General features: G+C 74.8%; 26 protein-coding genes. 21 read left to right on the forward strand and 5 right to left on the reverse strand.

Annotated features, from left to right (window positions below):
- Nucleotides 1-10: 10 nt before the first annotated feature.
- The 10 genes from BKA05_RS20195 (at nucleotide 11) to BKA05_RS04350 (ending at nucleotide 8,484) form a co-directional block, all read left to right on the forward strand.
- Entirely contained in the window at nucleotides 11-766 is a 756-nt protein-coding gene (locus tag BKA05_RS20195; RefSeq protein WP_179530333.1) for a DUF4129 domain-containing protein, read from the forward strand.
- Nucleotides 763-1,251, forward strand: a complete 489-nt coding sequence (locus tag BKA05_RS04310) for a hypothetical protein (RefSeq protein ID WP_179530334.1) — start codon at nucleotides 763-765, stop codon at nucleotides 1,249-1,251. The genes BKA05_RS20195 and BKA05_RS04310 overlap by 4 nt, the downstream gene beginning before the upstream one ends.
- 20 nt (nucleotides 1,252-1,271) lie before the next feature.
- Complete coding sequence (locus tag BKA05_RS04315; RefSeq protein ID WP_179532976.1) at nucleotides 1,272-2,255, forward strand: AAA family ATPase; 984 nt, start codon at nucleotides 1,272-1,274, stop codon at nucleotides 2,253-2,255.
- Complete coding sequence (locus tag BKA05_RS04320) at nucleotides 2,252-3,556, forward strand: DUF58 domain-containing protein (RefSeq protein WP_179530335.1); 1,305 nt, start codon at nucleotides 2,252-2,254, stop codon at nucleotides 3,554-3,556. Before BKA05_RS04315 ends, BKA05_RS04320 begins: the two co-directional genes overlap by 4 nt.
- Nucleotides 3,553-4,062, forward strand: coding sequence for a hypothetical protein (locus BKA05_RS04325; RefSeq protein WP_179530336.1), 510 nt, complete (start codon nucleotides 3,553-3,555; stop codon nucleotides 4,060-4,062). The genes BKA05_RS04320 and BKA05_RS04325 overlap by 4 nt, the downstream gene beginning before the upstream one ends.
- Nucleotides 4,059-4,385: an MGMT family protein gene (locus BKA05_RS04330; RefSeq protein ID WP_179530337.1), complete on the forward strand. Its 327-nt coding sequence runs from the start codon at nucleotides 4,059-4,061 to the stop codon at nucleotides 4,383-4,385. Before BKA05_RS04325 ends, BKA05_RS04330 begins: the two co-directional genes overlap by 4 nt.
- Nucleotides 4,386-4,419: 34 nt before the next feature.
- Nucleotides 4,420-5,208 (forward strand): helix-turn-helix domain-containing protein, encoded by a 789-nt coding sequence (locus BKA05_RS04335; protein WP_179530338.1) that lies wholly within the window; start codon nucleotides 4,420-4,422, stop codon nucleotides 5,206-5,208.
- Nucleotides 5,209-5,225: 17 nt separating this feature from the next.
- Nucleotides 5,226-6,782, forward strand: coding sequence for a PP2C family protein-serine/threonine phosphatase (locus BKA05_RS04340; RefSeq protein ID WP_179530339.1), 1,557 nt, complete (start codon nucleotides 5,226-5,228; stop codon nucleotides 6,780-6,782).
- 140 nt (nucleotides 6,783-6,922) lie between these two features.
- On the forward strand, nucleotides 6,923-7,756 hold the full coding sequence (locus BKA05_RS04345; RefSeq protein WP_179530340.1) for a sulfotransferase domain-containing protein: 834 nt from the start codon (nucleotides 6,923-6,925) through the stop codon (nucleotides 7,754-7,756).
- A 56-nt stretch (nucleotides 7,757-7,812) separates the two neighbouring features.
- The gene (locus BKA05_RS04350) at nucleotides 7,813-8,484 is read left to right on the forward strand and encodes a lysophospholipid acyltransferase family protein (RefSeq protein ID WP_179530341.1); all 672 of its coding nucleotides are present in this window, start codon (nucleotides 7,813-7,815) and stop codon (nucleotides 8,482-8,484) included.
- A gap of 120 nt (nucleotides 8,485-8,604) precedes the next feature.
- Here BKA05_RS04350 and BKA05_RS04355 read toward each other — a convergent pair whose 3' ends face one another.
- Together BKA05_RS04355 and BKA05_RS04360 are read right to left on the reverse strand one after the other, a co-directional pair.
- Entirely contained in the window at nucleotides 8,605-9,282 is a 678-nt protein-coding gene (locus BKA05_RS04355) for a TIGR00266 family protein (protein ID WP_179530342.1), read from the reverse strand.
- A gap of 9 nt (nucleotides 9,283-9,291) precedes the next feature.
- Nucleotides 9,292-9,441, reverse strand: a complete 150-nt coding sequence (locus BKA05_RS04360; protein ID WP_179530343.1) for a hypothetical protein — start codon at nucleotides 9,439-9,441, stop codon at nucleotides 9,292-9,294.
- 135 nt (nucleotides 9,442-9,576) lie between these two features.
- Between BKA05_RS04360 and BKA05_RS04365 the strand changes: the two genes are divergently transcribed.
- The 4 genes from BKA05_RS04365 to nudC are packed head-to-tail and all read left to right on the forward strand — an operon-like array spanning nucleotide 9,577 to nucleotide 17,693.
- Nucleotides 9,577-12,870, forward strand: a complete 3,294-nt coding sequence (locus tag BKA05_RS04365) for a UvrD-helicase domain-containing protein (protein ID WP_179530344.1) — start codon at nucleotides 9,577-9,579, stop codon at nucleotides 12,868-12,870.
- Nucleotides 12,867-16,124 (forward strand): ATP-dependent helicase, encoded by a 3,258-nt coding sequence (locus BKA05_RS04370; RefSeq protein ID WP_343045517.1) that lies wholly within the window; start codon nucleotides 12,867-12,869, stop codon nucleotides 16,122-16,124. Before BKA05_RS04365 ends, BKA05_RS04370 begins: the two co-directional genes overlap by 4 nt.
- Nucleotides 16,125-16,134: 10 nt before the next feature.
- The gene (locus tag BKA05_RS04375; protein WP_179530345.1) at nucleotides 16,135-16,776 is read left to right on the forward strand and encodes an SDR family oxidoreductase; all 642 of its coding nucleotides are present in this window, start codon (nucleotides 16,135-16,137) and stop codon (nucleotides 16,774-16,776) included.
- Complete coding sequence (nudC, locus tag BKA05_RS04380) at nucleotides 16,773-17,693, forward strand: NAD(+) diphosphatase (protein ID WP_343045518.1); 921 nt, start codon at nucleotides 16,773-16,775, stop codon at nucleotides 17,691-17,693. Before BKA05_RS04375 ends, nudC begins: the two co-directional genes overlap by 4 nt.
- Before the next feature lie 98 nt (nucleotides 17,694-17,791).
- On the opposite strand, the gene BKA05_RS04385 is transcribed toward nudC, so the two are convergent.
- Nucleotides 17,792-18,055: a mycoredoxin gene (locus BKA05_RS04385; protein ID WP_179530346.1), complete on the reverse strand. Its 264-nt coding sequence runs from the start codon at nucleotides 18,053-18,055 to the stop codon at nucleotides 17,792-17,794.
- Nucleotides 18,056-18,126: 71 nt separating this feature from the next.
- On the opposite strand from BKA05_RS04385, the gene BKA05_RS04390 reads away from it, so the two are divergent.
- The 6 genes from BKA05_RS04390 to BKA05_RS04415 all read left to right on the forward strand — a co-directional run bounded on the left by BKA05_RS04390 (nucleotide 18,127) and on the right by BKA05_RS04415 (nucleotide 21,746).
- Complete coding sequence (locus tag BKA05_RS04390; protein WP_218842274.1) at nucleotides 18,127-20,178, forward strand: ATP-dependent DNA helicase UvrD2; 2,052 nt, start codon at nucleotides 18,127-18,129, stop codon at nucleotides 20,176-20,178.
- 192 nt (nucleotides 20,179-20,370) lie between these two features.
- The gene (locus BKA05_RS04395; RefSeq protein WP_179530347.1) at nucleotides 20,371-20,577 is read left to right on the forward strand and encodes a hypothetical protein; all 207 of its coding nucleotides are present in this window, start codon (nucleotides 20,371-20,373) and stop codon (nucleotides 20,575-20,577) included.
- Nucleotides 20,578-20,693: 116 nt separating this feature from the next.
- On the forward strand, nucleotides 20,694-20,981 hold the full coding sequence (locus BKA05_RS04400; RefSeq protein ID WP_218842276.1) for a WhiB family transcriptional regulator: 288 nt from the start codon (nucleotides 20,694-20,696) through the stop codon (nucleotides 20,979-20,981).
- Nucleotides 20,982-21,044: 63 nt separating this feature from the next.
- Nucleotides 21,045-21,209 carry a hypothetical protein gene (locus tag BKA05_RS04405; RefSeq protein ID WP_179530349.1) on the forward strand — a complete coding sequence of 55 codons (165 nt, stop codon included), beginning with the start codon at nucleotides 21,045-21,047 and terminating at the stop codon, nucleotides 21,207-21,209.
- 35 nt (nucleotides 21,210-21,244) lie between these two features.
- Complete coding sequence (locus BKA05_RS04410; RefSeq protein ID WP_179530350.1) at nucleotides 21,245-21,439, forward strand: hypothetical protein; 195 nt, start codon at nucleotides 21,245-21,247, stop codon at nucleotides 21,437-21,439.
- Nucleotides 21,440-21,584: 145 nt separating this feature from the next.
- Nucleotides 21,585-21,746 carry a hypothetical protein gene (locus BKA05_RS04415; protein WP_179530351.1) on the forward strand — a complete coding sequence of 54 codons (162 nt, stop codon included), beginning with the start codon at nucleotides 21,585-21,587 and terminating at the stop codon, nucleotides 21,744-21,746.
- Here BKA05_RS04415 and BKA05_RS04420 read toward each other — a convergent pair.
- On the reverse strand, nucleotides 21,677-22,708 hold the full coding sequence (locus tag BKA05_RS04420; RefSeq protein ID WP_179530352.1) for a TOMM precursor leader peptide-binding protein: 1,032 nt from the start codon (nucleotides 22,706-22,708) through the stop codon (nucleotides 21,677-21,679). The two genes, BKA05_RS04415 and BKA05_RS04420, sit on opposite strands and share 70 nt — an antisense overlap.
- A 136-nt stretch (nucleotides 22,709-22,844) precedes the next feature.
- Nucleotides 22,845-23,003 carry a DUF5679 domain-containing protein gene (locus tag BKA05_RS04425; RefSeq protein WP_179530353.1) on the reverse strand — a complete coding sequence of 53 codons (159 nt, stop codon included), beginning with the start codon at nucleotides 23,001-23,003 and terminating at the stop codon, nucleotides 22,845-22,847.
- Nucleotides 23,004-23,176: 173 nt separating this feature from the next.
- Here BKA05_RS04425 and BKA05_RS04430 point away from each other — a divergent pair, with 173 nt between their 5' ends.
- The gene (locus BKA05_RS04430; RefSeq protein ID WP_179530354.1) at nucleotides 23,177-23,989 is read left to right on the forward strand and encodes an enoyl-CoA hydratase/isomerase family protein; all 813 of its coding nucleotides are present in this window, start codon (nucleotides 23,177-23,179) and stop codon (nucleotides 23,987-23,989) included.
- Nucleotides 23,990-24,147 lie beyond the last annotated feature (158 nt).

Genomic DNA, 24,147 nt, shown 5'->3' on the forward strand with positions numbered 1-24,147 from the left:
CGTTGCCCGCGTGGAGCATCGACTCGGAGATGCCGGGGCGGCGCGTGCTGCGCTCGCCCTGCTCGCCAGCGTGCTCATGGTCGGCGCGGTCGTGCTGGTCCTGTGGGCGGCGGCCGCCGGCCCCGGCACGGTCCTGGAGGGTGAGGGGCGTGACCGGGTCACGCTGAGCGACCCGACGCCCACGTCGGAGTCCGCGGAGGCGGGCTCGGGCGAGCAGATGCTCCCGAGCGAGGAGACCCGCGACGTCCCCACGTGGCTGCGGGCCGTGGTCCGTGCGGTGCTGCTCGTGATCGAGGTCGCGGTCGTGGTCGCGTTCGCCGGGGTGCTGTGGCGGGCCGGACGCTGGGCCTGGCAGCGCTGGGACGCACGGGACCGGCCGGCCGGTCCGGCGACCTCCCTGACCGGGGCCGAGGAGGTCCTCGACACCGAGGCGCTGACCGAGGAGCTGATGCGTGGCGCGGCCGGCCGCCGGGCCCGGCTCGAGGAGGGCCCGCCGCGCAACGCCGTGGTCGCCTGCTGGCTCGAGATCGAGGAGGTCGCGGCCGCCGGCGGCGTACGACGTCGGCCCGCCGAGACCGCGACCGAGCTGGCCCGACGCCTGCTCGACGCCTTGGGGGCCGACGAGCACGCGGTGTCGGTGCTGGCGGAGGCCTACCACCGTGCGCGCTACTCCGAGGTCCCGGTGAGCGCGCAGGACCGCTCCCGCGCGCTGCGCGCGCTGGACCACGTGCACGCGAGCGTGCGGGCGCGCCAGGGGGCCCGGTGAGCGGGGACCGGCTGCGCCTGCGCGTGCGGGGCGTCGCGACGCTGCTCGCGGCGGTCGCCGCGGTCGTGGTCGTGGTGCTGCTGGGCACCGAGCCGCACGTCGACCGCGTCGCCGTCCTGGCGCTGCTGGGGCTCCTGGTCGCGGTCCTGGTCTGGGAGCTGCTCCCGGACCACACCTCGCCCTGGCGCCGGGCCGTGGTGGCGCCGCACCTGGCCCCGGGCCAGGACCGGGCCACGGCCACGTGGGTCCGGGTGCTCGAGGACCACCGGGCCGCAGCCCGGCCGGGCCCGGAGCTGCGCGACCGCGTGCGTCGCACGGTGGCCGACGTCGTGCTGACGCGGCACGGCCTGCGGCTCGACGACCTGGACCCGACGCAGCGACGCGAGCTGCTCGGCACGGACCTGGACGACCTGCTGCACGGCCCGGTGCGCCGGCTCGGCGCGCGGGACCTGCTGACCCACCTGGAGAGGATCGAGGCACTGTGACTGCTGGACCCCTGCCCGAGATGAGCGTGGAGGAGGCCGGCCGGACGGCCGGTCGGGTGCTGGAGGAGGTCGGTCGGGCCGTGGTGGGCAACCATCACGCGCTGCGGCTGGTGCTGGCCACCGTGCTGGCCGGTGGCCACGTGCTGCTGGAGGACCTGCCGGGGCTGGGCAAGACGCTCGCCGCGCGCTCGCTGGCGACCGCGCTGGGGCTGGACTTCGCGCGCGCCCAGTTCACCCCCGACCTGCTGCCGGCCGACCTGACCGGCAGCTACCTGTTCCACCAGCACAGCGGGGAGATGGTCTTCCGACCCGGCCCGGTGCACACCCAGGTGCTGCTCGCGGACGAGATCAACCGGACCCCGCCCAAGACCCAGGCCGCGCTGCTCGAGGCGATGCAGGAGCACCAGGTGACCGTCGAGGGGGTGACCCACCCGCTGGGATCGCCCTTCGTCGTGCTGGCCACGGCCAACCCCGTCGAGCACGAGGGCACCTACCCGCTGCCCGAGGCGCAGCTGGACCGGTTCCTGACCCGGGTCTCCTTCGGCTACCCCGCTGCCGACGACGAGCTCGACGTCGTGCTGCGCCGGGTCGCGCGCCGTCGCGAGGAGGTGGCGCTCGACGCCGTGACCGACGCCCGGGGCGTGCTGGCCATGCAGGCGTGCGTCGAGACCGTCGGCGTCGAGGAGTCGGTCGGGCGCTACTGCGTCGACCTGGCCGCCGCCACCCGGGCGCACCGCGACACCGCCGTCGGTGCCTCGCCCCGCGGCTCGCTGGCGCTGGTGCTGCTCGCCCGGGCCTGGGCGCTGCTGGAGGGCCGCGACTTCGTGGTCCCCGAGGACGTCAAGACGGTCGCCCCTGCGGTGCTGGCGCACCGACTGGTGCTGCGTCCCGAGCTGTGGCTCGGGGGCGGCAGCGGAGCCGAGGTCGTGCGTGACGTGCTCGGCTCGGTCCCCACCCCGTCCACCTCCGGCTCGGACCACGGCGCGAGCGCCGGCGCACGATGACGTGGAAGCCCACGGCCGCGCTGGCCCGCGGTGTGGTGGTCGCCGGGGTGGTCCCGGCGCTCGCGCTGGCGGCCGGGCGCCCTGCCCTCGTGGTGCTCGCGGCGCCGTTCGCGGTCTGGGTGGTGTGCGCGCTGCGGCGCCGGCCGCGGGAGGTCCCGCGCATCGGGTCGAGCACCCGTGGCGCCGGGATCCGTGAGGGACAGGCGGTCCGCACCAGCGCCCTGCTGCAGCACGCCGAGGACGTCGAGCACGTCGTCCGGAGCACCGACCCGGCGCCGTACGTCGCCATGGACCCGCCGTCGGGGACGGTCGGTGCCCTGGTGGGCCACCGGGCCGCGGCCGACGGGGTGGTCGCCCTGCCCGAGATCGTCGTGCGCCCCGACCGCTGGGGCCGGGTGAGCCTCGGGGAGGAGCAGGTCTGCGCCGACAGTGCGTGGGGTGGCTTCCGCTGGGGGCCGCAGCCGCGCTGGGGAACCGAGCTGAGGGTCCTGCCGCAGGCCGTGGCCTACCACTCGCGTGCCGCCCTGCCGTCCCCCTCCGGCCTGGTCGGTGCCCACCGCTCCTCCCGGATCGGGTCGGGGGTGGAGCTCGGTGACGTGCGGGAGTTCGCGCCCGGGGACCGGCTGCGCCGGATCCACTGGCCGGTGTCCTCCCGCAGCGGTCGCCTCCACGTCACCGCCGCGCTCGCCGAGCAGGACGCCGGCGTGCTGCTGGTGGTGGACGCCTTCGCCGACCACGGGGAGTCCGGCGGCGTGGACGGGCCGCCGAGCAGCCTCGACCTCACGGTGCGCGCGGCGGCCGCCCTTGCGGCCCACCACCTGCGCGGCGGTGACCGGGTCGCGCTGCGGGTGCTGGGCCGACCGGGGCTGTCGCTTCCCTCGGGCGGCGGGCGGCGTCAGCTGCGCAGGGTCGAGGTCGCGCTCGCCTCCGTGGCCCCGGGGGACGCGGAGCCGCCGGGCGTCCCGCTGCGGCTGGGGGCCGCGGCCGGGTCGTTCATCGTCGTGCTCTCGGCCCTGCTCGACGACCGGGTGGCGGCGGTCGCCGCGGCGACGCAGCGGCGGGGGATGACGGCGTTGGTCGTCGACTGCCTGCCGCCCGGGGCCGCCCCGGCGGCGCCGTCCGGCGTGGACGCGCAGGTGGTCGAGGCCGCCTGGCGGCTGCGGCTGCTGGACCGCGAGCGGGTGCTCTCCGCACTCGAGGGGGCGGGCTGCCCGACCGCGGCCTGGCGCGGGCCGGGCTCCCTGGACGGCGTCCTGTCCGCCCTCGGCCGCCGCGCCCGGGCACCGCGGGTGCGCACGTGAGGCGGTGGGGGCCGTCGTCCTGGCTGCTGCGCGGGCTGGTGGCCGCCGGGCCGTCGGCCGCGCTGGCCCTGGCGCTGCCGGCCGGCGCCCCGCCGGGGTGGGTGTGGGGCGTCCTGGCCGTGTGCTCGGTGTGGTGGGCGGTGCGACCCGAGGGCCCCGCCGGCGTGCTGTGCCTGGTCGGGGTCGCCGGCTGGTGGGCGTGGGCGGAGCCGGGCCTGCCGCCGGCCGTCGTGCCCGCGGCCGCCCTGCTGCTGGTCGCGCACGTCGCCGCCCTGGTGCTGGGCTACGGCCCGGTGGACCTGCGGCCGGGGCACGAGGTGCTGGAGCTGTGGGGACGTCGCGCCCTGCTCCTCGCGGGGTCGGCGCTGCCGGTGTGGGCCGTGGGGACGGTGCTCCTCGACGCCGGCCGGCCTCCCGGCTGGGTGTGGCCGCTCGCGGGTGTCCTGGTGGCGGCCGGCGGCCTGCTGGCGGCGTACGTCGCCGTGGGGGAGAGGATCGAGGGGTGAGGCACCCGGAGGACTACGTCGAGGCCGTGCTCGCCTGCGTGGAGGCCGTGCCCCGGGGACGGGTGACGACCTACGGCGCGATCGCCGACGCCGTGGGACGCTACGGCCCGCGTCGGGTCGGCAACGTGATGTCGACCCACGGCGGGGGCGTGCCCTGGTGGCGCGTCGTGCGCGCCGACGGCTCCCTCCCGGACAGCCACCACGACACCGCGCGCCAGGCCTACCTGGAGGAGGGCACCCCGCTGCGTCGCTCGGGCGCGGTGGACATCCGCGCGGCCTTCTGGCAGCCACCGGGAGTTCCACCCGCTCCGGACGTCGCCTAGTCTCTGCCCCCTGCGACGTTGTGAGGAGAGCACCGTGCGTAGGCAGATCTCGGACCACCAGCACGACGCGTACGTCGGGCACCTGTTGCGTGACGTGCTGTCCGGCCGTGCCCCGCAGGACGTGCTGGCCGAGCTCGGGCTCGACGACGAGCGGGCCGCGACGCACTGGGTGGTGCTGGTCGCGAGGCTGGACCGTCCGGCCGAGGACCGGCAGGCCGAGCAGGCGCACTTCGCTGCCGCCTGGCGCTCGGCCACCGATCGGCTCGACTCCCACGCACCGTGCGCGGACCTCGCCTCCGAGGTGGTGGCGCTGCTCCCGCTGGCCGGTGAGCCGTCGGTGCGCAGGGCCGGTGAGGAGCTCGTGCAGCGCGCGGTCGCCACGGTGGCCGGCGAGGTCGGGGAGTTCACCTGCGGGGTCAGCCGGGCCGCCCGGGTCACGGGCCTGCCCGCGGCGTACGAGCAGGCGGGCCGGGCCGTCGAGGTGGGCCGACGCGTGCACGGCGGCGGGGTGACCGCGTTCTTCGACGACCTCGGCCTGGACCGGCTGCTGGCCTCGGTGCCCGACCGGGGGGAGCTGAGGGACTTCGCCCGCGACGTGCTCGGGCCGCTGGCCGACGAGGACCCCGAGTCCGAGGGCCTGCGGGTGACCCTGCAGGCGCTGCTGGACACCAACTTCAACGTGGCCGAGGCCGCGCGGGCGCAGTTCTTCCACTACAACACCATGCGCTACCGGCTGGCCAAGATCGAGCGGCTCGTGGGGCCGGTGAGCAGCGATGCCCGGGTCCGGCTCGACGTCGCGGTTGCCCTGCGGGTGTGGGGCTGACCTGCCACGATGTGGCCATGCCGCCGTCCGCGCCCGACCCCTTCGCGCGCGCGGGCGCGCTGCGCGAGGAGTACGCCGACGTCGACTGGTCCGCGGGCCCGATGGGTGCGCCGGAGGCCTGGAGCCCGGCGCTGTGGGCCTCGCTCGGCCTGGTCTGGGGCACCCGGTTCCCCGCGACCCTGCTGTGGGGGCCCGAGCTGGTGCTGCTCTACAACGAGGCCTACACCGAGCTGATCGGTGACAAGCACCCGGCGCTGGGTCGGCGCTGCGCCGAGGTCTTCCCCGAGGCGATGGGCACCATCGGCCCGCTGCTGGAGCAGGTGCGCGCCGGGGGCGAGGCGACCTGGAGCGAGGAGGTGCTGCTGCCGCTGCAGCGCGCCGGGTACGTCGAGGACTGCTGGTTCACCTGGTCCTACTCCGCCGTGCGGGGCCCCGACGGCGAGGTGGAGGGGGTCCTCGACATCGCGGTGGAGGCGACGCCCGTGGTGCTCGCCCGGCGACGCAGCCACCTCGTGGCACAGCTGCTGGCGAGCCTGGAGGACGCGGCGACGGAGGCCGACGTGGTCGAGCGCACCCGCGCGGTGCTCGAGGCCGGCGACGACCTGGCCGAGGTGGCGCTGCCGCTGGGTGCGGCTCCCGGCGCCGGCCTGACCCTGGAGACCGGAGGGGACCCGCACCGCGGCGTGCTGTGCCGCGTCGAGGTGCCTCGCCGGCACGCCAGCACCCGCACCCGACACCTGAGGGGCCGGCTCAGCCCGCGGCTGCCCCTCGACCCGGCCTACACCGAGTTCCTGCGGACGGTGGCCGCCGGCGTGGGCGCCGCCCTGGACAGCGTGGCCACCGCGGAGTCCCAGCGCGCGATCTCCGAGGCGCTGCAGCGCAGCCTGCTCACGCAGCCCCAGGCGGGGCACGCCCTCGAGGTGGCGGTGCGCTACCAGCCGGCCTCCCAGCAGGCGCGCGTCGGAGGCGACTGGTACGACTGCTACCCGTTGCCCGACGGTGCGGTGGCGGTCATGGTCGGCGACGTGGCCGGTCACGACCTGGCGGCGGCCGCGGCGATGGGTCAGCTGCGCAACCTCGCCCGCGGGGTCGCCTACTCCGCCGACGTGTGGCTGCCCTCGCAGGTGCTGCAGGACCTCGACCTGGCGATGGAGGGGCTGGGCATGGAGGTGGTCGCCACGGCGGTCGTCGCGGTGCTCGAGGAACAGGGGCCCGACGGCCAGCTCGTCCACTGGGCCAACGCCGGGCACCCGCCGCCGCTGCTGGTCACGGCGGGCGGCGGCGTACGGCTGCTGGACGAGGGGGCCGACCTGCTGCTCGGGCTCGACCCGTCGGCGCACCGGCTCGACCACCGGCTCGAGCTGGCGCCCGGGGACCTGCTGCTGCTCTACACCGACGGCCTGGTCGAGCGGCGCGGTGCCGACCTCGACGAGGGGCTGGCCTGGCTGGTGGAGACGGTGGGTGCGCACGCGCACCTGGGGCCCGAGGAGCTGTGCGACGTCCTGCTGCGCGAGGCGCTGACCCACGACGACGACCAGGTGCTGCTGGCGGTGCGGGCCCGCGGGCTGGGCTGAGGACGGGGCACGAGGTCGGCTAGTCTCGGGCGCGCCCGACCCGCCGCTGACCAGCCCTCTCCCAGGAGGACACCATCGCTCCCCGTCCCGACGGTGACCCGCTGACCGCCCCGCACGGCACCCTCCCGATCGGGGTCGTGGTGGCCGGCGTGCAGAAGGCCGGCACGAGCACGCTCTACCGCGTCCTGGTCTCGCACCAGTCGATCGCGCGCGCCCCGCAGAAGGAGTGGCACTTCTTCGACGACGAGTCGCGGGACTGGGCCGACCTCGACTTCACCGGCTACGAGGTGGCCCGCCGCGGCCCGCGGGCCAGGGCCACGATGTCGGTCGACGCGAGCCCGTCGTACCTGTTCTGGCCCGGCGCCCTGGAGCGGATCCGTGCCTGGAACCCCGACGTCCCCCTCGTGCTGTGCTTCCGCGACCCCGTCGACCGGGCGTTCTCGCACTGGGTCATGAACTACACCCGCAGGCTGGCGCCGGAGGAGCGGATCTCCTTCGCCGAGACCGTCCGCATCGGCTACGACCCGTCGTGGATCGGCAGCCGCCCCGAGGGATGGAGCGACAAGGACCTGCGGACCCGCTCGGTCGTGGGCCGCGGTCTGTACGGCGCGCAGCTGGCGCACGCGCAGTCGCTGTTTCCCGCCGAGCAGCTGCACCTGCTGGACTTCCACGAGTTCGTCCGCGACCAGCACGGCACGGCCGAGCGGCTGGTCGAGGCGCTCGGGCTGGCGCCGTACCAGAAGGTCGTCGAGCCGCAGGCCCGCTCGGCCTCGCGCACCGATCTCGAGGGCGAGGCGCCCACGGCCGAGGACATCGAGGTCCTGCTGGCGGCGTACGCGGAGGACCTGCCGTTGTTCGAGCGTCTCTCCGGCATCGACACGTCGGGCTGGACCACCTCGAAGCTGATCCGCGGCGAGCTGTCGCCGGCCGAGGTGGCGCAGAAGCTCGGTCGCAAGGCCGGGCTCATCTCCTGAGGTTCGCCTGACGACGCCCGTTCGGCGGACCCGCCGGTAACCACGAGACTGGCCGGGTGAGCCTCTACCGGACCCTGCACGCCGTGGTCCCGCCGGTCGCGAAGGCGATCTGGCGGCCCCGTGTCGAGGGGCTCGAGCACGTGCCTGCCACCGGCGGGGTGCTGCTGGCCAGCAACCACCTGTCCTTCGTCGACTCGGTGGTGATCCCGGTCGTCGTGCCGCGCAAGGTGGTCTTCCTCGCCAAGTCGGACTACTTCACCGGCACGGGGGTGAGGGGCGCGCTGTCCCGGGCGTGGTTCGAGGGGCTCGGGATGCTGCCGGTCGACCGCGACGACCCGCGTGCGGCGCTCGGCTCGCTGGACACCGCGCTGGAGGTGCTGGCCCGCGGCGAGGCGTTCGGCCTCTACCCGGAGGGGACGCGCTCGCGCGACGGTCGGCTCTACCGCGGGCGCACGGGTGTCGCCCACCTCGCGCTCACCGCGGGCGTCCCGATCGTGCCCGTGGGCCTGGTCGGCACCGAGAGGCTCCAGCCGGTCGGGTCGTCCCTGCCGCGGATCGTCCAGGTCGACGTCCGCTTCGGCGTCCCCATCGAGGTGGCGGGACGCTTCGAGGGCATGGCGTCGGGCAAGGCACGGCGGGTGCTCACCGACGAGGTCATGGACGCCATCGCAGGCCTGACCGGCCAGGAGCGCGCGCCGGGCTACAACGAGCGGGCGCCCGACGCCTGAGCCGGGGCAGCCGCCGTCGTACGAAGACAGGCACAACGGGCTCGACACCGAGATCCTCCCGCCTGCGAGGCCGGCCGGGGTGCGCTTGTGCCTGTGTTCGTCCGACCGGCCTGGCCGGTCTCAGCTCGAGGACGGCTTGGGCAGCTGCGGGATCAGCCAGGACAGGAAGGCGTCCTGGGAGCGGGTCTGGAGGTAGATCCGGCCGGGGCCGGTGAGGTCGCAGACCAGGCCCTCGCCGGAGAGCAGGGTGGACTTCCAGCCGCCGACGCGCCGCACGGCGTACTGGACGCCGTCGGTCCAGGCGACCATGTGGCCGGTGTCGACGGTGTAGGTCTGCCCGGGCTGCAGGTCGATGTGGTGGATGGCGCCGTAGGAGGAGAGCACCAGCTCGCCCTGGCCGGCGACGCGGAGCATGAACAGCCCCTCGCTGGAGAAGAACGTCTTGCCGCCGCCCCACTGGGTGTCGACCTCGATGCCGGCGGAGGAGGCCAGGTAGGAGCCGGAGGTCACGAAGAGCTGGCCGTTGAGCGGCCAGGCGACGACGTCGCCGGGGAGCGAGGGGGCGACGTAGAGCTCGGCGCCGTCGACCTGGGCGGTGAAGGTGTTGACGAAGAATGACTCCCCGCCCAGCACGGCACGCTTGAGGCCCTTGAGGACCCCGCCCTGGGTGGAGGTCTCCATGGCGATGCCGGGAGACATCGCGAGCATCGCGCCCGACTCCGCACGGACGGCCTCGCCGGCGGCGAGGGTCAGCTTGGCGGTGGCGTAGGCGGGGGAGTAGAGGACCTCGGTCTGCATGGTGCGACGCTAGGGCAGATCGCTCAGGACGGCACCAGTCCAGCGCGACCGGACTCGACCACCCAGGTGGCGGGCGGTCGTGGCGGTGGCGCCCGGCTTCTCGACGAACGGCAACGTGCGGAAGTCCGCGGTCAGCAGGTCGGGGGTGAGGGTCGCCATCACGTAGCCGCGTCGGTTGCTGGTCCAGCGCAGGTGCGGGTTGGTGCGCAGCTCGCTCTCAGCGTGCCGGGGGACGAGTCGGTGAACGGGCCGGCCGGCGGACCGGCTGTCGGCGCCGGATGGTCTGATGGGCCGGTGCCTGCGCCAGAGCCGTCCCGGGGGACCGACCAGACGTCGTACGTCCTGGTGCGCCCGGAGGCCCCGGGCACCTCGGTGCCCACCCTCGACGAGGACCAGCAGCGCGTCGTGGACCACGCCGGCGGGCCGATGCTGGTCCTGGCCGGCCCGGGCACCGGCAAGACCACCACGCTGGTCGAGGCGATCGCCCGGCGCATCGAGGACGGCGCCCGCCCCGAGCAGGTCCTGGCGCTGACGTTCTCGCGCAAGGCCGCCGAGCAGCTGCGCGACCGGGTGACCGCGCGCCTGGGGCGCACGATGAGCACCCCGCTGGCCTCGACCTTCCACTCCTTCGCCTACGGCCTGATCCGCGAGCTCGCGCCCGCCGAGCTCTACGAGTCGCCGCTGCGGCTGCTCTCGGCGCCGGAGAGCGACGTGGTGCTGCGCGAGCTGCTGGCGCACACGCCGGAGTCGGTGCGCTGGCCGTCCTCGCTCGACCACGCGCTGGGGACCCGCGGCTTCGCCAAGGAGGTGCACGCCGTGCTCTCCCGCGCCCGCGAGAAGGGGCTGGAGGGGCACGAGCTGGCCCAGCTGGGGCGTGAGCACGGCGCGCCCGAGCTGGTCGCCGCGGGGCTGTTCCTGGACTCCTACCTCACCAACCTCGACGCGCAGGGCGCCACCGACTACCCCGACCTGATCCGGCGCGCGACGTTGGAGGCGGAGGTGCACCGCGACCAGCTGCGCGCGCGCCTGCGGCACGTCTTCGTCGACGAGTACCAGGACACCGACCCCGGTCAGGTCGCGCTCCTGCGGGCGCTGGCCGGCGACGGGCGCGACCTGGTGGTCGTCGGCGACCCGCACCAGTCGATCTACGCGTTCCGCGGTGCCGAGGTGCGCGGCATCTTGGAGTTCCCCACGCAGTTCCCCCGCTCCGACGGCAGCCCGGCCCCGGTCGTCGCCCTGCGCACCACCCGTCGCTTCGGGCCCCGCCTGCTCGTGGCCGCCCAGCGGGTGGCCGGCCGGCTCGGGCTCCCGGGCACCATCGACGAGTCGGCGCGTGAGGCCTTCCTGATGCCCCGCTCGCAGGCCCCGGTCGAGGGCCGGGTGGTCGTGCGGACCTTCGACACCGAGCGCGCCGAGGCCGAGCACCTCGCCGACCTGCTGCGCCGCGCCCACCTCGAGGACGGCATCGGCTGGGACGAGATGGCGGTGCTGGTGCGCTCGGGCCGCAGCTCCATCCCGCCACTGCGACGCGCGCTGGGTGCTGCCGGGGTGCCGGTCGAGGTCGCCAGCGACGAGCTGCCGCTGGTGCGCGACCCGGCGGTGCTGCCGCTGCTCGACGCCCTGCGCGCCGTGGTGCACCTGCACGAGGACGACCCGGCCCACCCCGACCACGTCGGCCCCGCCCGCGCCGAGGCGCTGCTGACCGGGCCGCTGGGCGGCCTCGACGCCGGAGACGTACGCCGGCTGGCGCGCCGCCTGCGGGCACGCGAGAAGGAGCGCGCCCACGCCGAGGAGCGCACGCCGCGACCCTCGCGCGACCTGCTGCGCGGGGCCGTGGTCGACCCGGCCGCCCTCGAGGGGCTGCCCTCGGGCGCCGAGGCACCCGAGGTCGACCGGGCTCGGGCGGTGGCCGACCTGGTGGCCGGGGCCCGTGCCGCGCTGGACGCGGGGGACTCCGCCGAGGAGCTGCTGTGGCGGCTGTGGTCCGGCACCGGGTGGCCCGAGCGGCTGCGTCGCCAGGTGGAGCAGGGCGGGGGAGCGGCACGACGCGCGCACCGGGACCTGGACTCCGTCTGCGCGCTGTTCGAGATCGCCGCGCGGGCCGAGGAGCAGCGCGACCACCTCGGCGTGCGCGCCTTCCTCGACACCCTGGTGGCCCAGCAGATCCCCGCCGACACGCTGGCCGAGCGCGGGGCACGCGGTGCCGCCGTACGCCTGCTGACCGCGCACCGCTCGAAGGGCCTGGAGTGGCGGCTGGTGGTCATCGCCCACGTGCAGGCCGACGCGTGGCCCGACCTGCGCCGACGCTCGACGCTGCTGCAGGCCGACCGCATCGGCGCCGGCGAGCTGGTGCCACCGGTCTCGCGTCGCGAGCTGCTGCTGGAGGAGCGCCGGCTCTTCTACGTCGCCGCGACCCGAGCCCGTGAGCGCCTCGTGGTGACCGCGGTCGCCTCGCCCGACGACGAGGGCGAGCAGCCCTCGCGCTTCCTCGAGGAGCTCGGGGTGAGCATCGAGCCGGTCATCGGCCGGCCGCGTCGTCCCTTGTCGATGGACGGCCTGGTCGCCGAGCTGCGCCGCACCCTGGCCGACCCCGCCACCAGCGAGCCGCTGCGGCAGGCCGCAGCCGTGCGGCTGCGTCGCCTCGCCGGGGAGCACGTCGGCTCCGGCTCCCACACCCGTCAGCTGGTGCCGCAGGCCGACCCCGCCTCCTGGTGGGGCACCCGGTCGGCCTCGCTCGCGGCCCAGCCGCTGCGTGACCCCGAGCAGCCGGTCTCGATCTCCGCCTCCGTGCTCGACGCCCTCGGCATCTGCCCGACCCGCTGGTTCCTCGCCGACGAGGCCGGCGGCATCGTCCGCGCCCACCAGTCGGCCAACCTCGGGCAGATGGTGCACGCCATCGCCGAGCGCGTGTCCGCGGGCGAGCTCGACGCCGGGCCCGACGAGGCCGGCCTGGCGCTGCTCATGGAGCAGGTCGACGCGGTGTGGAGCCGGCTGGAGTTCCGCACCCCGTGGTCACGGGCCCGCGAGCACGAGCGCATCCAGGTCGCGCTGGCCCGGTTCCTGCGCTGGCACCACGACAACCGCCGCCGCCTGGTCGGCACCGAGTCCCGGTTCACCACCGAGGTCGACCTGCCCGACGGGGAGCGGGTGCGCCTGATCGGCTACGCCGACCGCGTCGAGCTCGACCACGACGGCCGGGTGGTGGTCGTCGACCTCAAGACCGGCCGCAACGCCCCCAGCCAGACCTCGGTGCAGTCCCACCTCCAGCTCGGCCTCTACCAGTACGCCGTCGACCGCGGCGCGCTCGACCCGATCGTCTCCCCGCTGACCGGTGGGCCGGGCGTGGCCGGTGGCGCCGAGCTGGTCCAGCTCGGGCTCGAGGACGGCAGCGACACCGCCAAGGTGCAACCGCAGGACGTGCAGCCCGAGGACGGCCAGGCCCGGCAGGAGCTGCGCCGCCGGCTGCAGACCGCCGCGGTGATGCTGCGCCAGGAGAGCTTCCCGGCGATCGCGGGGCAGCACTGCCGCGACTGTCCCTTCGTCCCGTTGTGCCCGATCAAGTCCGCGGGACCGGTGGTGAGCCAGTGACCGAGCAGGCCCAGCAGTCGACGCCGATGGACATCCGCACCCCCGAGCAGCTCCAGGCCGCGATGGGGACCCCCTACGCCGCGAGCCCGCAGCAGTGGCGGGCGATCTCGGCGCCGCTCACCCCGGCCGTGGTGGTCGCGGGCGCCGGGTCGGGCAAGACCACCCTGATGGCCGCCCGGGTGGTGTACCTGGTGCTGACCGGCCAGGTCCGCCCCGACGAGGTGCTGGGCCTGACCTTCACGACCAAGGCCGCCAGTGAGCTGCGCTCGCGCATCCGAGACGCGCTGCGCGCCGCCGGCGTGCTGGACGTGGAGCAGCGGCCGCTGGAGGAGGAGGCACCCGACGACGCGGTGGAGCCGACGGTGCTGACCTACCACGCCTACGCCGCCAACCTGCTCAGCGAGCACGGCCTGCTGATCGGGCACGAGCCCGACACCCGCGTCATCACCGACGCCGCGCGCTACCAGCTCGGTGCCCGGGTCGTCGACGGCTGGACCGGCGACGTGCGCTCGCTGTCGGACCACCCGCCCACGGTCATCCAGAACCTCCTCGCCCTCGACAGTGCGATGAGCGAGCACCTGGTCTCCCCGGCCGACGTCGAGCGCGTCGATGCGCAGGCGGCGGAGTCCTTCCGCCGGGCGCTGGCGCAGGAGGAGGTCGGCAAGAACCGCAAGACCTGGCGCGAGCCGGTCGAGAAGGCGCTGCACGCGATCGCTCGTCGCCAGGAGCTGCTCGGCCTGGTCGGCGGCTACCGGCGGCTCAAGGCCGACCTGGGCCTGATGGACTTCTCCGACCAGATCGAGCTCGGTGCCCGGCTGGCCTCCGAGCAGCCGTCGGTAGGTGCGGTCGAGCGCGGCAAGTTCAAGGTCGTGCTGCTCGACGAGTACCAGGACACCTCGGTCGCGCAGGCCGTCATGCTCGGCCGGCTCTTCTCCGGGCCCACGCCCACCACCGGACGCGGTCACGCCGTCACGGCCGTGGGCGACCCCAACCAGGCGATCTACGGCTGGCGGGGGGCCTCGGTCTCCAACATCCTCGGCTTCGAGCACACCTTCCCGGCCGTCGAGGGTGGGAGCGTCCCGACCTACCCGCTCACGGTCAACCGGCGCTCGGACCGGCGCATCCTCCAGGCCGCCAACCGGCTCGCCGGCCCCCTGCTGGCGGCCTACGCCCAGGTCGAGCCGCTGGAGCCCAAGCCCGAGGCGGAGGACGGCACCGTCGAGGTGGCCGTCCACGAGACCCACGCCGACGAGCTGGCCTGGCTGACCGAGCAGGTGCGGGCCGTGCACGAGGGCGGTCAGTCGTGGTCCGAGATCGGCGTGCTGGTCCGCGACAACCAGCACGCCGCCGACGTCTTCGACGCGCTCACCGCGGCCGGGGTTCCCGTCGAGATCGTCGGCCTCTCCGGGCTGCTGCGCCTGCCGGAGGTCGCCGAGGTCGTCGCCGTGCTCACCCTGCTCCACGACGTCACCGCCAACGACGCGCTGCTGACCCTGCTGACCGGTCCCCGGTGGGCGATCGGCCCGCGCGACCTGCGGCTGCTGGCCGAGCGCGCCCGCCGGATCGCCGGGGTGCAGACCCGGGTCGAGCACGCGACGGTCCTCGACCAGCTCGTCTCGATCGCCGACGGGGTCGACCCGGCCGAGGTGCCCTCGCTCGACGACGCGCTCTCCGACCCCGGGGACCTGCCCTACTCCGAGGAGGCCCGGGAGCGCTTCGCCCTGCTGGCCGGCGAGCTGCGCGCGCTGCGGTCCTCGGTCGGGGAGCCGCTGCTCGACGTCGTACGCCGCATCATCGACACCACCGGCGCCGACGTGGAGCTGGCCTCCGCGGTCAGCCCGGCCGCCGAGGCCCGGCGCGACAACCTCGACCTGTTCGTGAAGGCGGTGGCCGACTTCCAGGCGGTCGACGGCGCGGTCACGCTCCCCGCGCTGCTGGCCTACCTCACCGCCGAGGACGACCAGGGCAACGGCCTTGACCTCGCCACCCCCACGCTCGCCGACTCCGTCAAGCTGCTCACCGTCCACCGGTCCAAGGGTCTGGAGTGGGGCACGGTGTTCCTCGTCGGCACCTGCGAGACCCGCTTCCCCAGCAACCGCTCACGCACCCTGTGGACCTCCTCGCCCGCGGTGCTGCCGGCCCCGCTGCGTGGTGACGCCGCCGACCTCCCGCAGCTGGAGGGGCACGACAAGCCCGCGCTCGACGCCTACCGCCAGGCCACCCGTGCCCACGACGCCGAGGAGGAGCTGCGGCTGGGCTACGTCGCGGTGACCCGCGCCGCGCACCGGCTCTGCGTGACCTCCTACTGCTGGTCCGAGCGCGCGACCCCGTTCGGCCCCTCGGAGTACCAGCAGGTCCTCAGGGAGCAGCTCGAGGAGTGGGGGCTGGAGGTGCCCGGGTGGCGCGACAAGCCGGCCAAGGGCGACCCCAACCCGTACGACGCCGTCGACCCCTCCCGCCCCTGGCCGGTCACCACGACCGGTCGTGAGGCGGCGCTGCGGCTGGAGGCCGCGGCCCGTGTGCGCGCCGCCGACCCGGCGACCGCCGACGAGGGCTTGGACATGCTCGAGGCGGCGGTCGTCGCCGACTGGGACACCGAGCTCGACCGGCTGCTCGCCGAGGCGCGGCGCGACCGTGCCGCACGCCTGGAGGTGCGCCTGCCCAGCAGCCTGTCCGCGACGGCGGTCGCGCGCCTGCGCGAGGACCCCGACGGCTTCGCCCGCGAGCTGGCCCGGCCGATGCCGCGGCCGCCGTCGTCGGCGGCTCGCTTCGGCACCCGCTTCCACGCCTGGGTCGAGGCGCGCTTCGGCCAGCAGGACCTCTTCGACGCCGACGACCTGCCCGGTCGCGGCGACGCCGGGATCGAGGACGAGGCCGACCTCAAGGACCTCGTCGCCGCCTTCGAGGAGGGGCCGTTCGGGTCCCGGGTGCCGCACCAGGTGGAGGCTCCCTTCTCGCTGGTGCTCGGCGGCCAGGTGGTGCGCGGGCGCATCGACGCGGTCTACCGCGAGCCCGACGGCGCCTTCCTCCTGGTCGACTGGAAGACCAATCGCCGCGCCGACGCCGACCCGCTCCAGCTCGCCCTCTACCGCCTCGCGTGGGCCGAGCTGCACGACCTGACGCCCGAGGAGGTGCGCACCGCCTTCTACTACGTGCGCACCGGCCGGGTCGTCGAGCCCGAGGACCTGCCGGGTCGCGACGAGCTCGAGGCGCTGCTGACGGGTCGGCCGGGGGAGGTCCCCGAGGGTCCGTAGGCTCGGGTCCATGAGCGCGGTCATCATCGTCGGCGCGGGCCCGGGGGTCAGCGGATCCCTCGCCCGTCTCTACGCAGCACAGGGCTGGTCGGTGGGCCTGGTGGGCAACGACGAGGCGGCCCTGGCCGACCTCGCCGCGACCCTGCACGGCGTGCGGGTCGAGCGCCGGGTGGCCGACGTGGCCGACCCGGTGACCGGGGGCCAGGCCGTGGAGGACCTCGCCGAGCGGCTGGGCCGCGTGGACGTCCTGCACGTCAACCCCAGCGTCTTCCGTGAGGCCGACCCGCTGCGGCTGCGCCTGGAGGACCTCCTCGACGACGTCGCGGTCGGTGTGGGCGCCCTGCTGGTCGCCGTCCAGGCGGCCCACCCGTGGATGTCCGCCGGCGCACGCGTGAGCGCCACCGGGTCGATGGCCGCGGACGAGCCGTGGCACCGCGCCGCGTCGCTGGGGGTGCAGAAGGCCGGGCTGCGCAACCTGGTGATCTCGCTGGACCGCACCCTGGAGCCCGACGGCATCCGTGCGGTCTCGGTGACCGTGCGCGGGTCGCTCTCCTCCGAGGGCACCTTCACCCCCGACAAGGTGGCGGAGGCGATCCTGGCCGCGACCCGGCAGGACCCGCACGAGTGGCGCGCGGAGGTGAGCTACCCGTGAGCGACGTGCCGGGCTTCGCCCACCAGCAGATGGCCGCCGACCCGCACGACCGGGCCGCCCTGCGGCGTACCGACGACGCGTGGCTCGAGGAGCGGTGGGCCGACCCCGACAGCCGGGTGCTGGTCGTCTCCGGCACCCGCATCCGGCCGGTCGAGGGGAAGGTCGAGTGGGTCAGCCCCTCCGAGGCGCCCGACGGGCTGCGGGTGCTGCTGGGGGAGTGGCAGGGCCGCGCCTGGTTCGCGGTGGTCGCTGACGCCGGCCTCTCGCGCGGCGGCGAGGGCTGGCTGCCGCTGCGGGGCCTGCTGCCCGCCCTGGCCGACGACGCGCTGGCCTACGCCCCGCTGGTCTTCCACGCCCTCGGGCTGGCCGAGTGGCTCTTCGTCACCCGCTTCTGCCCGCGGTGCGCCGGGGCGCTGGAGCCGCGGCGCGCCGGCCACGAGCTGGTGTGCTCGCAGTGCGGCAAGCCGCAGTTCCCGCGCACCGACCCGGCGGTGATCATGGTCGTCACCTCCGGCGAGCCCGGCAGTGACGACGAGCGCTGCCTGCTGGGCCGTCAGGCGATCTGGCCCGAGGGACGGTTCTCGACGCTGGCGGGGTTCTGCGAGCCCGGCGAGACCCTCGAGGACGCCGTGCGCCGCGAGGTGCTGGAGGAGACCGGCGTCCACGTCGGTCGCGTCGACTACTTCGGCAACCAGCCCTGGCCGCTGCCGGCCAGCCTGATGGTCGGCTTCGTCGCCCGCGCCGAGACCACGGCGATCGAGGTCGACCGCGAGGAGCTCGAGGACGCCCGCTGGTTCACCCGCGCCGAGATGCGCGAGCAGGCCGAGGCGGGCTCGCTCGTGCTCCCCGGTGGCGTCTCGATCAGCCGGTCGCTCATCGAGCACTGGTACGGCGGCCCGCTCCCCGGCCAGTGGTGACCGATCAGGCCCCACGGGTCGAGTCGGCGTATTGATACGCCGGTTCGGCGTGCTGCGTGGGTCGAGCCGGCGTATTGATACGCCGGTTCGGCGGGGGATCAGGCCAGGGAGGCGAGCTTGTCCTTGACCTGGGCCAGCGACGGGTTGGTCTGGGCCGAGCCGTCGGAGTAGACCAGCGTGGGCACGGTCTGGTTGCCGCCGTTGACCTGCTCGACGATGAACGCGGCGTCGGGGTCCTGCTCGATGTCGACGACGGCGTACGGGATGCCCTCACGGTCCATCTGGCTCTTGAGCCGGTGGCAGTAGCCGCACCACGGGGTGCTGTACATCGTGACGGTCGCGACGGTCTCGGTGGCACTCATCAGGGACTGTCCCCTCCTGGTCCTAGGCTGGTCCCTCTGCCAACCACCGACCCCTCGGAGATGTTCCCGCGTTGATCCCGCCGCCGGCCCCCGCCGCCTCCCTGCTCGATGCCCTCGACCCCGAGCAACGAGCAGTGGCCGAGGCCCTGCGCGGCCCGGTGCGCGTGCTGGCGGGTGCCGGGACGGGCAAGACCCGCGCGATCACCCACCGCATCGCCCACGGGGTGGCCACCGGGGTCTACGCCCCCACCGAGGTGCTGGCGGTCACCTTCACCACCCGCGCGGCCGGTGAGATGCGTCAGCGGCTGCGCACCCTGGGCGCCGGCGGCGTGCAGGCGCGCACGTTCCACGCCGCGGCCCTGCGCCAGCTGCGCTACTTCTGGCCGCACGTGCACGGCAGCGACCTGCCCACGCTGACCGAGTCCAAGCTCGGCATGATCGCGGGGGCCTGCCGCCGCCAGCGCCTGCGCACCGACCAGGCCCAGCTGCGCGACCTGGCCTCCGAGGTCGAGTGGGCCAAGGTCTCCAACGTCGGCCCCGACGACTACGCCCGCATCGCCACCGCCCGGCGCCGCGAGGTGACCGGGCTGGACGCCGAGACCGTGGGCCGGGTCTTCGGCGCCTACGAGGACGTCAAGCGTGCCGAGGGCCGGATGGACATGGAGGACGTCCTGCTGCTGACCGCCGGCCTGCTGGCCGAGGACGAGCGGGTCGCGGCGCAGGTGCGCCGTCAGTACAAGTGGTTCGTCGTCGACGAGTTCCAAGACGTCTCCCCTCTGCAGTCCGCGCTGCTGGACCTCTGGCTCGGCGGCCGCGACGAGATCTGCGTCGTCGGTGACCCGGCCCAGACGATCTACTCCTTCGCCGGCGCCAACGCCGACTACCTGCGCGACTTCCCACGCAAGTTCCCCGGCACCACCTCGGTGGAGCTGGTGCGCAACTACCGCTCCACGCCCGAGATCGTGCAGACCGCCTCGACCCTGCTGGCCGGCACCCCCAGCCAGGGCGTGGCGCTGCGCTCCCAGCAGCCGGCGGGCTCCCCGGTCGGCTTCTCCCCGCAGCCCGACGAGGTCGCCGAGGCCGAGGCCACCGCCGCACGCATCCTGGAGCTGAAGAAGACCGGCCACCCGCTGGGCGAGATCGCGGTGCTCTTCCGCATCAACGCCCAGTCCGAGGCCTTCGAGGAGGCGCTGACCGCGCGCAAGATCCCCTACGTCGTCCGCGGAGCCGGGCGCTTCTTCGAGCGCCCGGAGGTCCGCGAGGCGGTCACCCGCATCCGCGGAGCCGCCCGCAGCGCGCCGGGGGAGGACCTCGTGGAGACGGTCCGCTCCACGCTGGCCGGGATGGGGTGGACCTCGGTGCCGCCCACCGCCCGGGGCCAGACGCGCGACCGCTGGGAGTCCTGGCAGGCCCTGGTCGACCAGGCCGAGGAGTTCTCCGCGGGCGAGGGCACCCGGCACGAGGACCCGCTCAACGCCTTCGTCGACGACCTGGACCGCCGCGCCGCGGAGCAGCACGCCCCGGTCGCCGACGGCGTCACGCTCGCGACCTTCCACGCCGCCAAGGGCCTGGAGTGGGACGCCGTCTTCTGCGTGGGCCTGCAGGACGGCACCCTGCCCATCACCTACGCCGAGACCCCGGCGCAGGTCGAGGAGGAGCGCCGGCTGCTCTACGTCGGTGTCACCCGTGCCCGGCGCGAGCTGCGGCTGAGCTGGTCGGCGGCCCGCAACCCCGGCGGACGGGGCAGCCGCAGGCCCTCGCGCTTCCTCGACCCCGTGCTGCCCGACTCCGCGCGCCCGGCCGAGCCGTCCACGCGCCGCCGGGGTGCGATGACCTGCCGCGAGTGCGGGCGTCCGCTCACCACCCCGGTGGAGAAGAAGCGGGCCCGGTGCGAGGACTGCCCGGCCTCCTACGACGAGGCGCTCTTCGAGCGGCTGCGGGAGTGGCGCAAGACCCGCGCGGAGGAGGAGAAGGTGCCGGCCTTCGTCGTCTTCAGCGACGCCACGCTGCAGATGATCGCCGAGGTGCGCCCCGGCAACGAGACCGAGCTGCTGCGCATCAGCGGCATCGGGCGCTCCAAGCTCGACAAGTACGGCGACGACGTCCTCGCCCTGCTGGCCTGACCCGCCGGCCTGACCGCGCGCCGGACCCGATCTGGCCGCTGTCCTGAGCCTGCCAGAAGAAAATCAAGAAATAGTCAATAAATGGTTTGCCCCTTACAAGGGGCACGCAGTAACTTCCTGCTCACGCCCTGTTGACCCGCGCACCACGGTCCTGACAAGACCGGCGCCAGACACCTGAAGGAGGTGGCCCCCATGGAGAACATCACTCGCCAGACGACGGTCCTGAACCCGTCGTGCATCGCCATGCCCGCGTACGGCCACCTCTGGACCTCCGTCCAGGGCTCGATCTCCGCTGCCGTCGTCGGCACCGGCGTCGTGCGCGATCGCGGCGTCAAGACCGCCAACGCGGCCTTTGCAGCCGCCCCGGGTGCCTCCGCCTGGAGACCGCCGATCTGTTGAGACCAACAGTCATCGGCACCTCTCCAGGCCGCGGAACCCGAACCGGGATCCGCGGCCTTCGTGTTTCCCGGACCGCCATCCGTGACCGATCCACCGAGAGGAGGTGAATGAGACCGATGACTGTCAGCGTCCTCGAGCTCCACGACGAGCTGAGCAAGACCGACGACGAGTCGATGCCCTGCCGGGTCAACAACCCCGAGCTGTGGTTCGCCGAGTCGCCCGCCGACGTCGAGAGGGCCAAGGCCCTGTGCGTGGACTGCCCCGTGCGCAGCCTGTGCCTCTCGGGTGCCCTGGAGCGTCGTGAGCCCTGGGGTGTCTGGGGCGGCGAGCTGTTCCTCCAAGGCGTCGTCATCCCGCGCAAGCGCCCCCGTGGCCGTCCGCGGAAGAACCCCGTGGCCGCCTGAGCCCCGCACCACCCGCACGACCTCCGAGCACCACCTCCACCCACCACCGGAAGAAGAACCACCATGTCCCTCCAGACCGAGTCCCTGGCTCGCGCGCAGATCAGCGCCCGCCTGGGAGAGGCACAGCGTCGGCGCCAGGGCCACGAGCTCGCCCGAGCCCACCGCTTCAGCCGTCGCGCCGAGCACGCCGCCGTGCAGGCCCGCCTCGCCCTCGCCCGCGCGCTCTGAGCGCCACGACACGAAGAAGCACGGATCCACACACCATGAACCACGACCCGAACCGGAGCACCACCATGAACCTCATGCACGAGAACCTGGCCCGCGCGCAAATGTCCGCGCGCCTGGGAGAGGCGCACGAGCTGCGACGGGGCCACCAGCTGGCCCGTGCCAAGCGCTTCGGCCGCAAGGCCGAGGCGGCTGCGCAGCAGGCGAGGCTGGCCCTCGCCCGGGCTCTGTGAGCCCCGCTGCGCCAGGCACCACACCACCCGACGCCTGATCGCGGGCGTCACCCGGGGAGCCGGGGTCACGACGGAGAGTCCGTCGGGCCCCGGCTCCTCGGCATTTCCGGGTCTCGCGCGGCCGGCACGCGCGTAGGGTCGGGGGATGCGCACCTGCGACTTCTGCGGCCGCACCGAGGAGGACGACGCCGCGACCCTGGCCTGGAGCACGTCGGTCGAGCGAGGTCGTCGCCAGACCTACTGCGACACCTGCTCGCGGGAGAACCTCCGCTCGATGGAGGGCAAGCTGGACTCCGACTTCTGGTGACGCCGGCCCGCTCCGCCCAGGTCTGCCCAGCCGCACCCGCACCGCGGGTGGCGTCGGTGCACCTGCACCTGTGGTGAGCCGCTGGCCCCCAGGGTGATCGTCGTCGACCAGGTGCTCGGCTGCCGGCCCTCCGACCAGCGCACCAGGTCGTGCACCGCCCAGCCCAGGGCGACCTGCCACAGGGCAGGGTCGCGCGGGGCCGGGTCGGACGGGCCGGCACCCGTCGAGGCCCGGCTGAGCTGCTCGACCAGCAGCGGCCAGCGCGGGTCGAGGTCTGCGGCGTGCGCGTCCAGGCACCGCACGCAGGCCGTGCGGCCCGGCGCCACGAAGGGCCCGAGCACGACCCGGTCCAGCTCCGAGCGGACCAGCAGGTGGGGGACGTCGTCGCGCTGCAGGGGGTCGAGCTCCTCGCGCGCAGGCTCCTGCTCCCGCACCACGAGCACCGGGGGACCGCCCGCCGTCGACCCGGTCGCCGTCACCCGGCCCCCAGGGCCGGGCGCCACCGAGAGCCCGCAGGCGGCGACCAGCCGCTCCAGTCCCGGCCGGTCGCGCGTCGGTACGTCGAGGTGCACCTGCGCCCGGCCACGCGTTGCCCACCGCTGGGGGGCCGTGCCGGGGTCGGAGCACCATGCAGCGGCCACCGCGGCGGGGTCGCCGGCCGGGTCCGCGTCGCTGCGGTGGAGCGCGGTCTGCAGGGCAGCGCCGTCCACGACGAGGCCCGCGCCGGCCAGCCGCGCCAGCACCTCCCCGGTGGGCGTGTGGGGTCGGGGCAGGTGCTCACCCGCGGGAGCAGCGCCGGACGTGAGCAGGCCGAGCAGGCGGCGTACGTCGGGGTGGTCGGGGACCAGGACCGCGCGTGCGCCCACGCCGACCTGCAGGTGCGCGGCGTCGCGGCGCAGCACCCTCAGGCCGGGCAGCAGCCTGGGGTGGTCCGGGAGCAGGGGGACGGGGTGGTCGGCCATGGGGCAGGTCTACCCGTTCCGGCCGGGCCCCTCCGATGGTTCTCCACAGGGGCCGAGGACCCCCGGAAAGCACCGGACCGGCACCCGCCCCGAGGGGCAGGTGCCGGTCCGGTGAGGAAACTCTGCGGTGTGGCGCTCAGGCCTTGCCGAGAATCCGGTTGAGGTTGGTCGAGCAGACCGGGCACACGGCCTTGGCCATGCGGGTGCCCTTGTCGTTGACCTTGATCTCGCCCTCGGCCTCGCGCTTCTCCTTGCACTTCACGCAGTAGAACTCGCCGCTCCAGGTCTCCGCCATGACGGCCTCCTTGCCTCTAGGTCTTCGCATCGGTGGCCCGGCGTCTTCCGACGGGCCGACTCGACCCTACGGCACGCTCAGCGTCAGGCGTGACAGGCACCCCGTCCCGCGGGTCGCGGCGTCCCGTCCGAGGTCGCTCCGGTGGGCAGGGACGGCGCTGGTTGACTGGTCCCATGAGCACTTCTCCCGAGTCCCTGCAGCTCACCCACCTCCGGCTGGAGCGCCCCGCGGAGGGCGTGGTCCGGCTGGTCCTGGACAACCCCGACACGCGCAACGCGATGTCGGAGGAGATGACGGCCTCGTGGGTCTCGGCCATCGACGCGCTGGCCGACGACCCGTCCGTGCGGGTCGTGGTCGTGACCGGGGAGGGAACGGCCTTCTGCTCCGGCGGCAACACCTCCTGGATCGCCGGTGAGCCGGACGCCAGCGTCGACCGCCTGCGGACGCGGATGATGGCCTTCTACCGCGCCTGGCTCTCGATCCGGCGGCTGGAGGTGCCCACCATCGCGGCCATCAACGGGCCGGCGATCGGGGCGGGGCTGTGCCTGGCCCTGGCCTGCGACATCCGCTACGCCCAGCAGGGGGCGCGGATGGGGGTGCCCTTCGTCAAGCTCGGGATGCACCCCGGCATGGCCGGCACCCACCTGCTGCCGCAGGCGGTGGGGCTGGCCGCGGCCCGCGACCTGCTGCTGACCGGGCGCGTCGTGCAGGACGACGAAGCGGTGCAGCTGGGCCTGGTCTCGCGGGTGCTGCCCCTGGACACCTTCGCCGACATCGTGCTGGAGACCGCTGTGGGCGTGGCGGGCACCGCTCCCATCCCCAGCCGGCTGACCAAGCTGGCCCTGCAGGACGGCGGCCACGCCGACTTCGAGGCCGCCCTGCAGTGGGAGGGGCTGGCCCAGCCGGTGACCCTGGCCACCGCCGACCTGCAGGAGGGCATCCGCGCGGCGCAGGAGCGGCGGCCGGCCCGCTTCGAGGGCCGCTGACGCCGACGCTCCCGGTCGACGCGCGCCGGACCTGTCCCCACCCTGTGGACACAGCTGTGGACAGGGTGTGGAGAGTCGTCGGAACCAGTGGAGAACGTCATGACAGGCTGGGACGACGCTGTGGAGGACCGATGACCCGCACGGGCGAGGGACAGGGG

Source organism: Nocardioides marinus (assembly GCF_013408145.1).
Lineage (GTDB): Bacteria > Actinomycetota > Actinomycetes > Propionibacteriales > Nocardioidaceae > Nocardioides > Nocardioides marinus.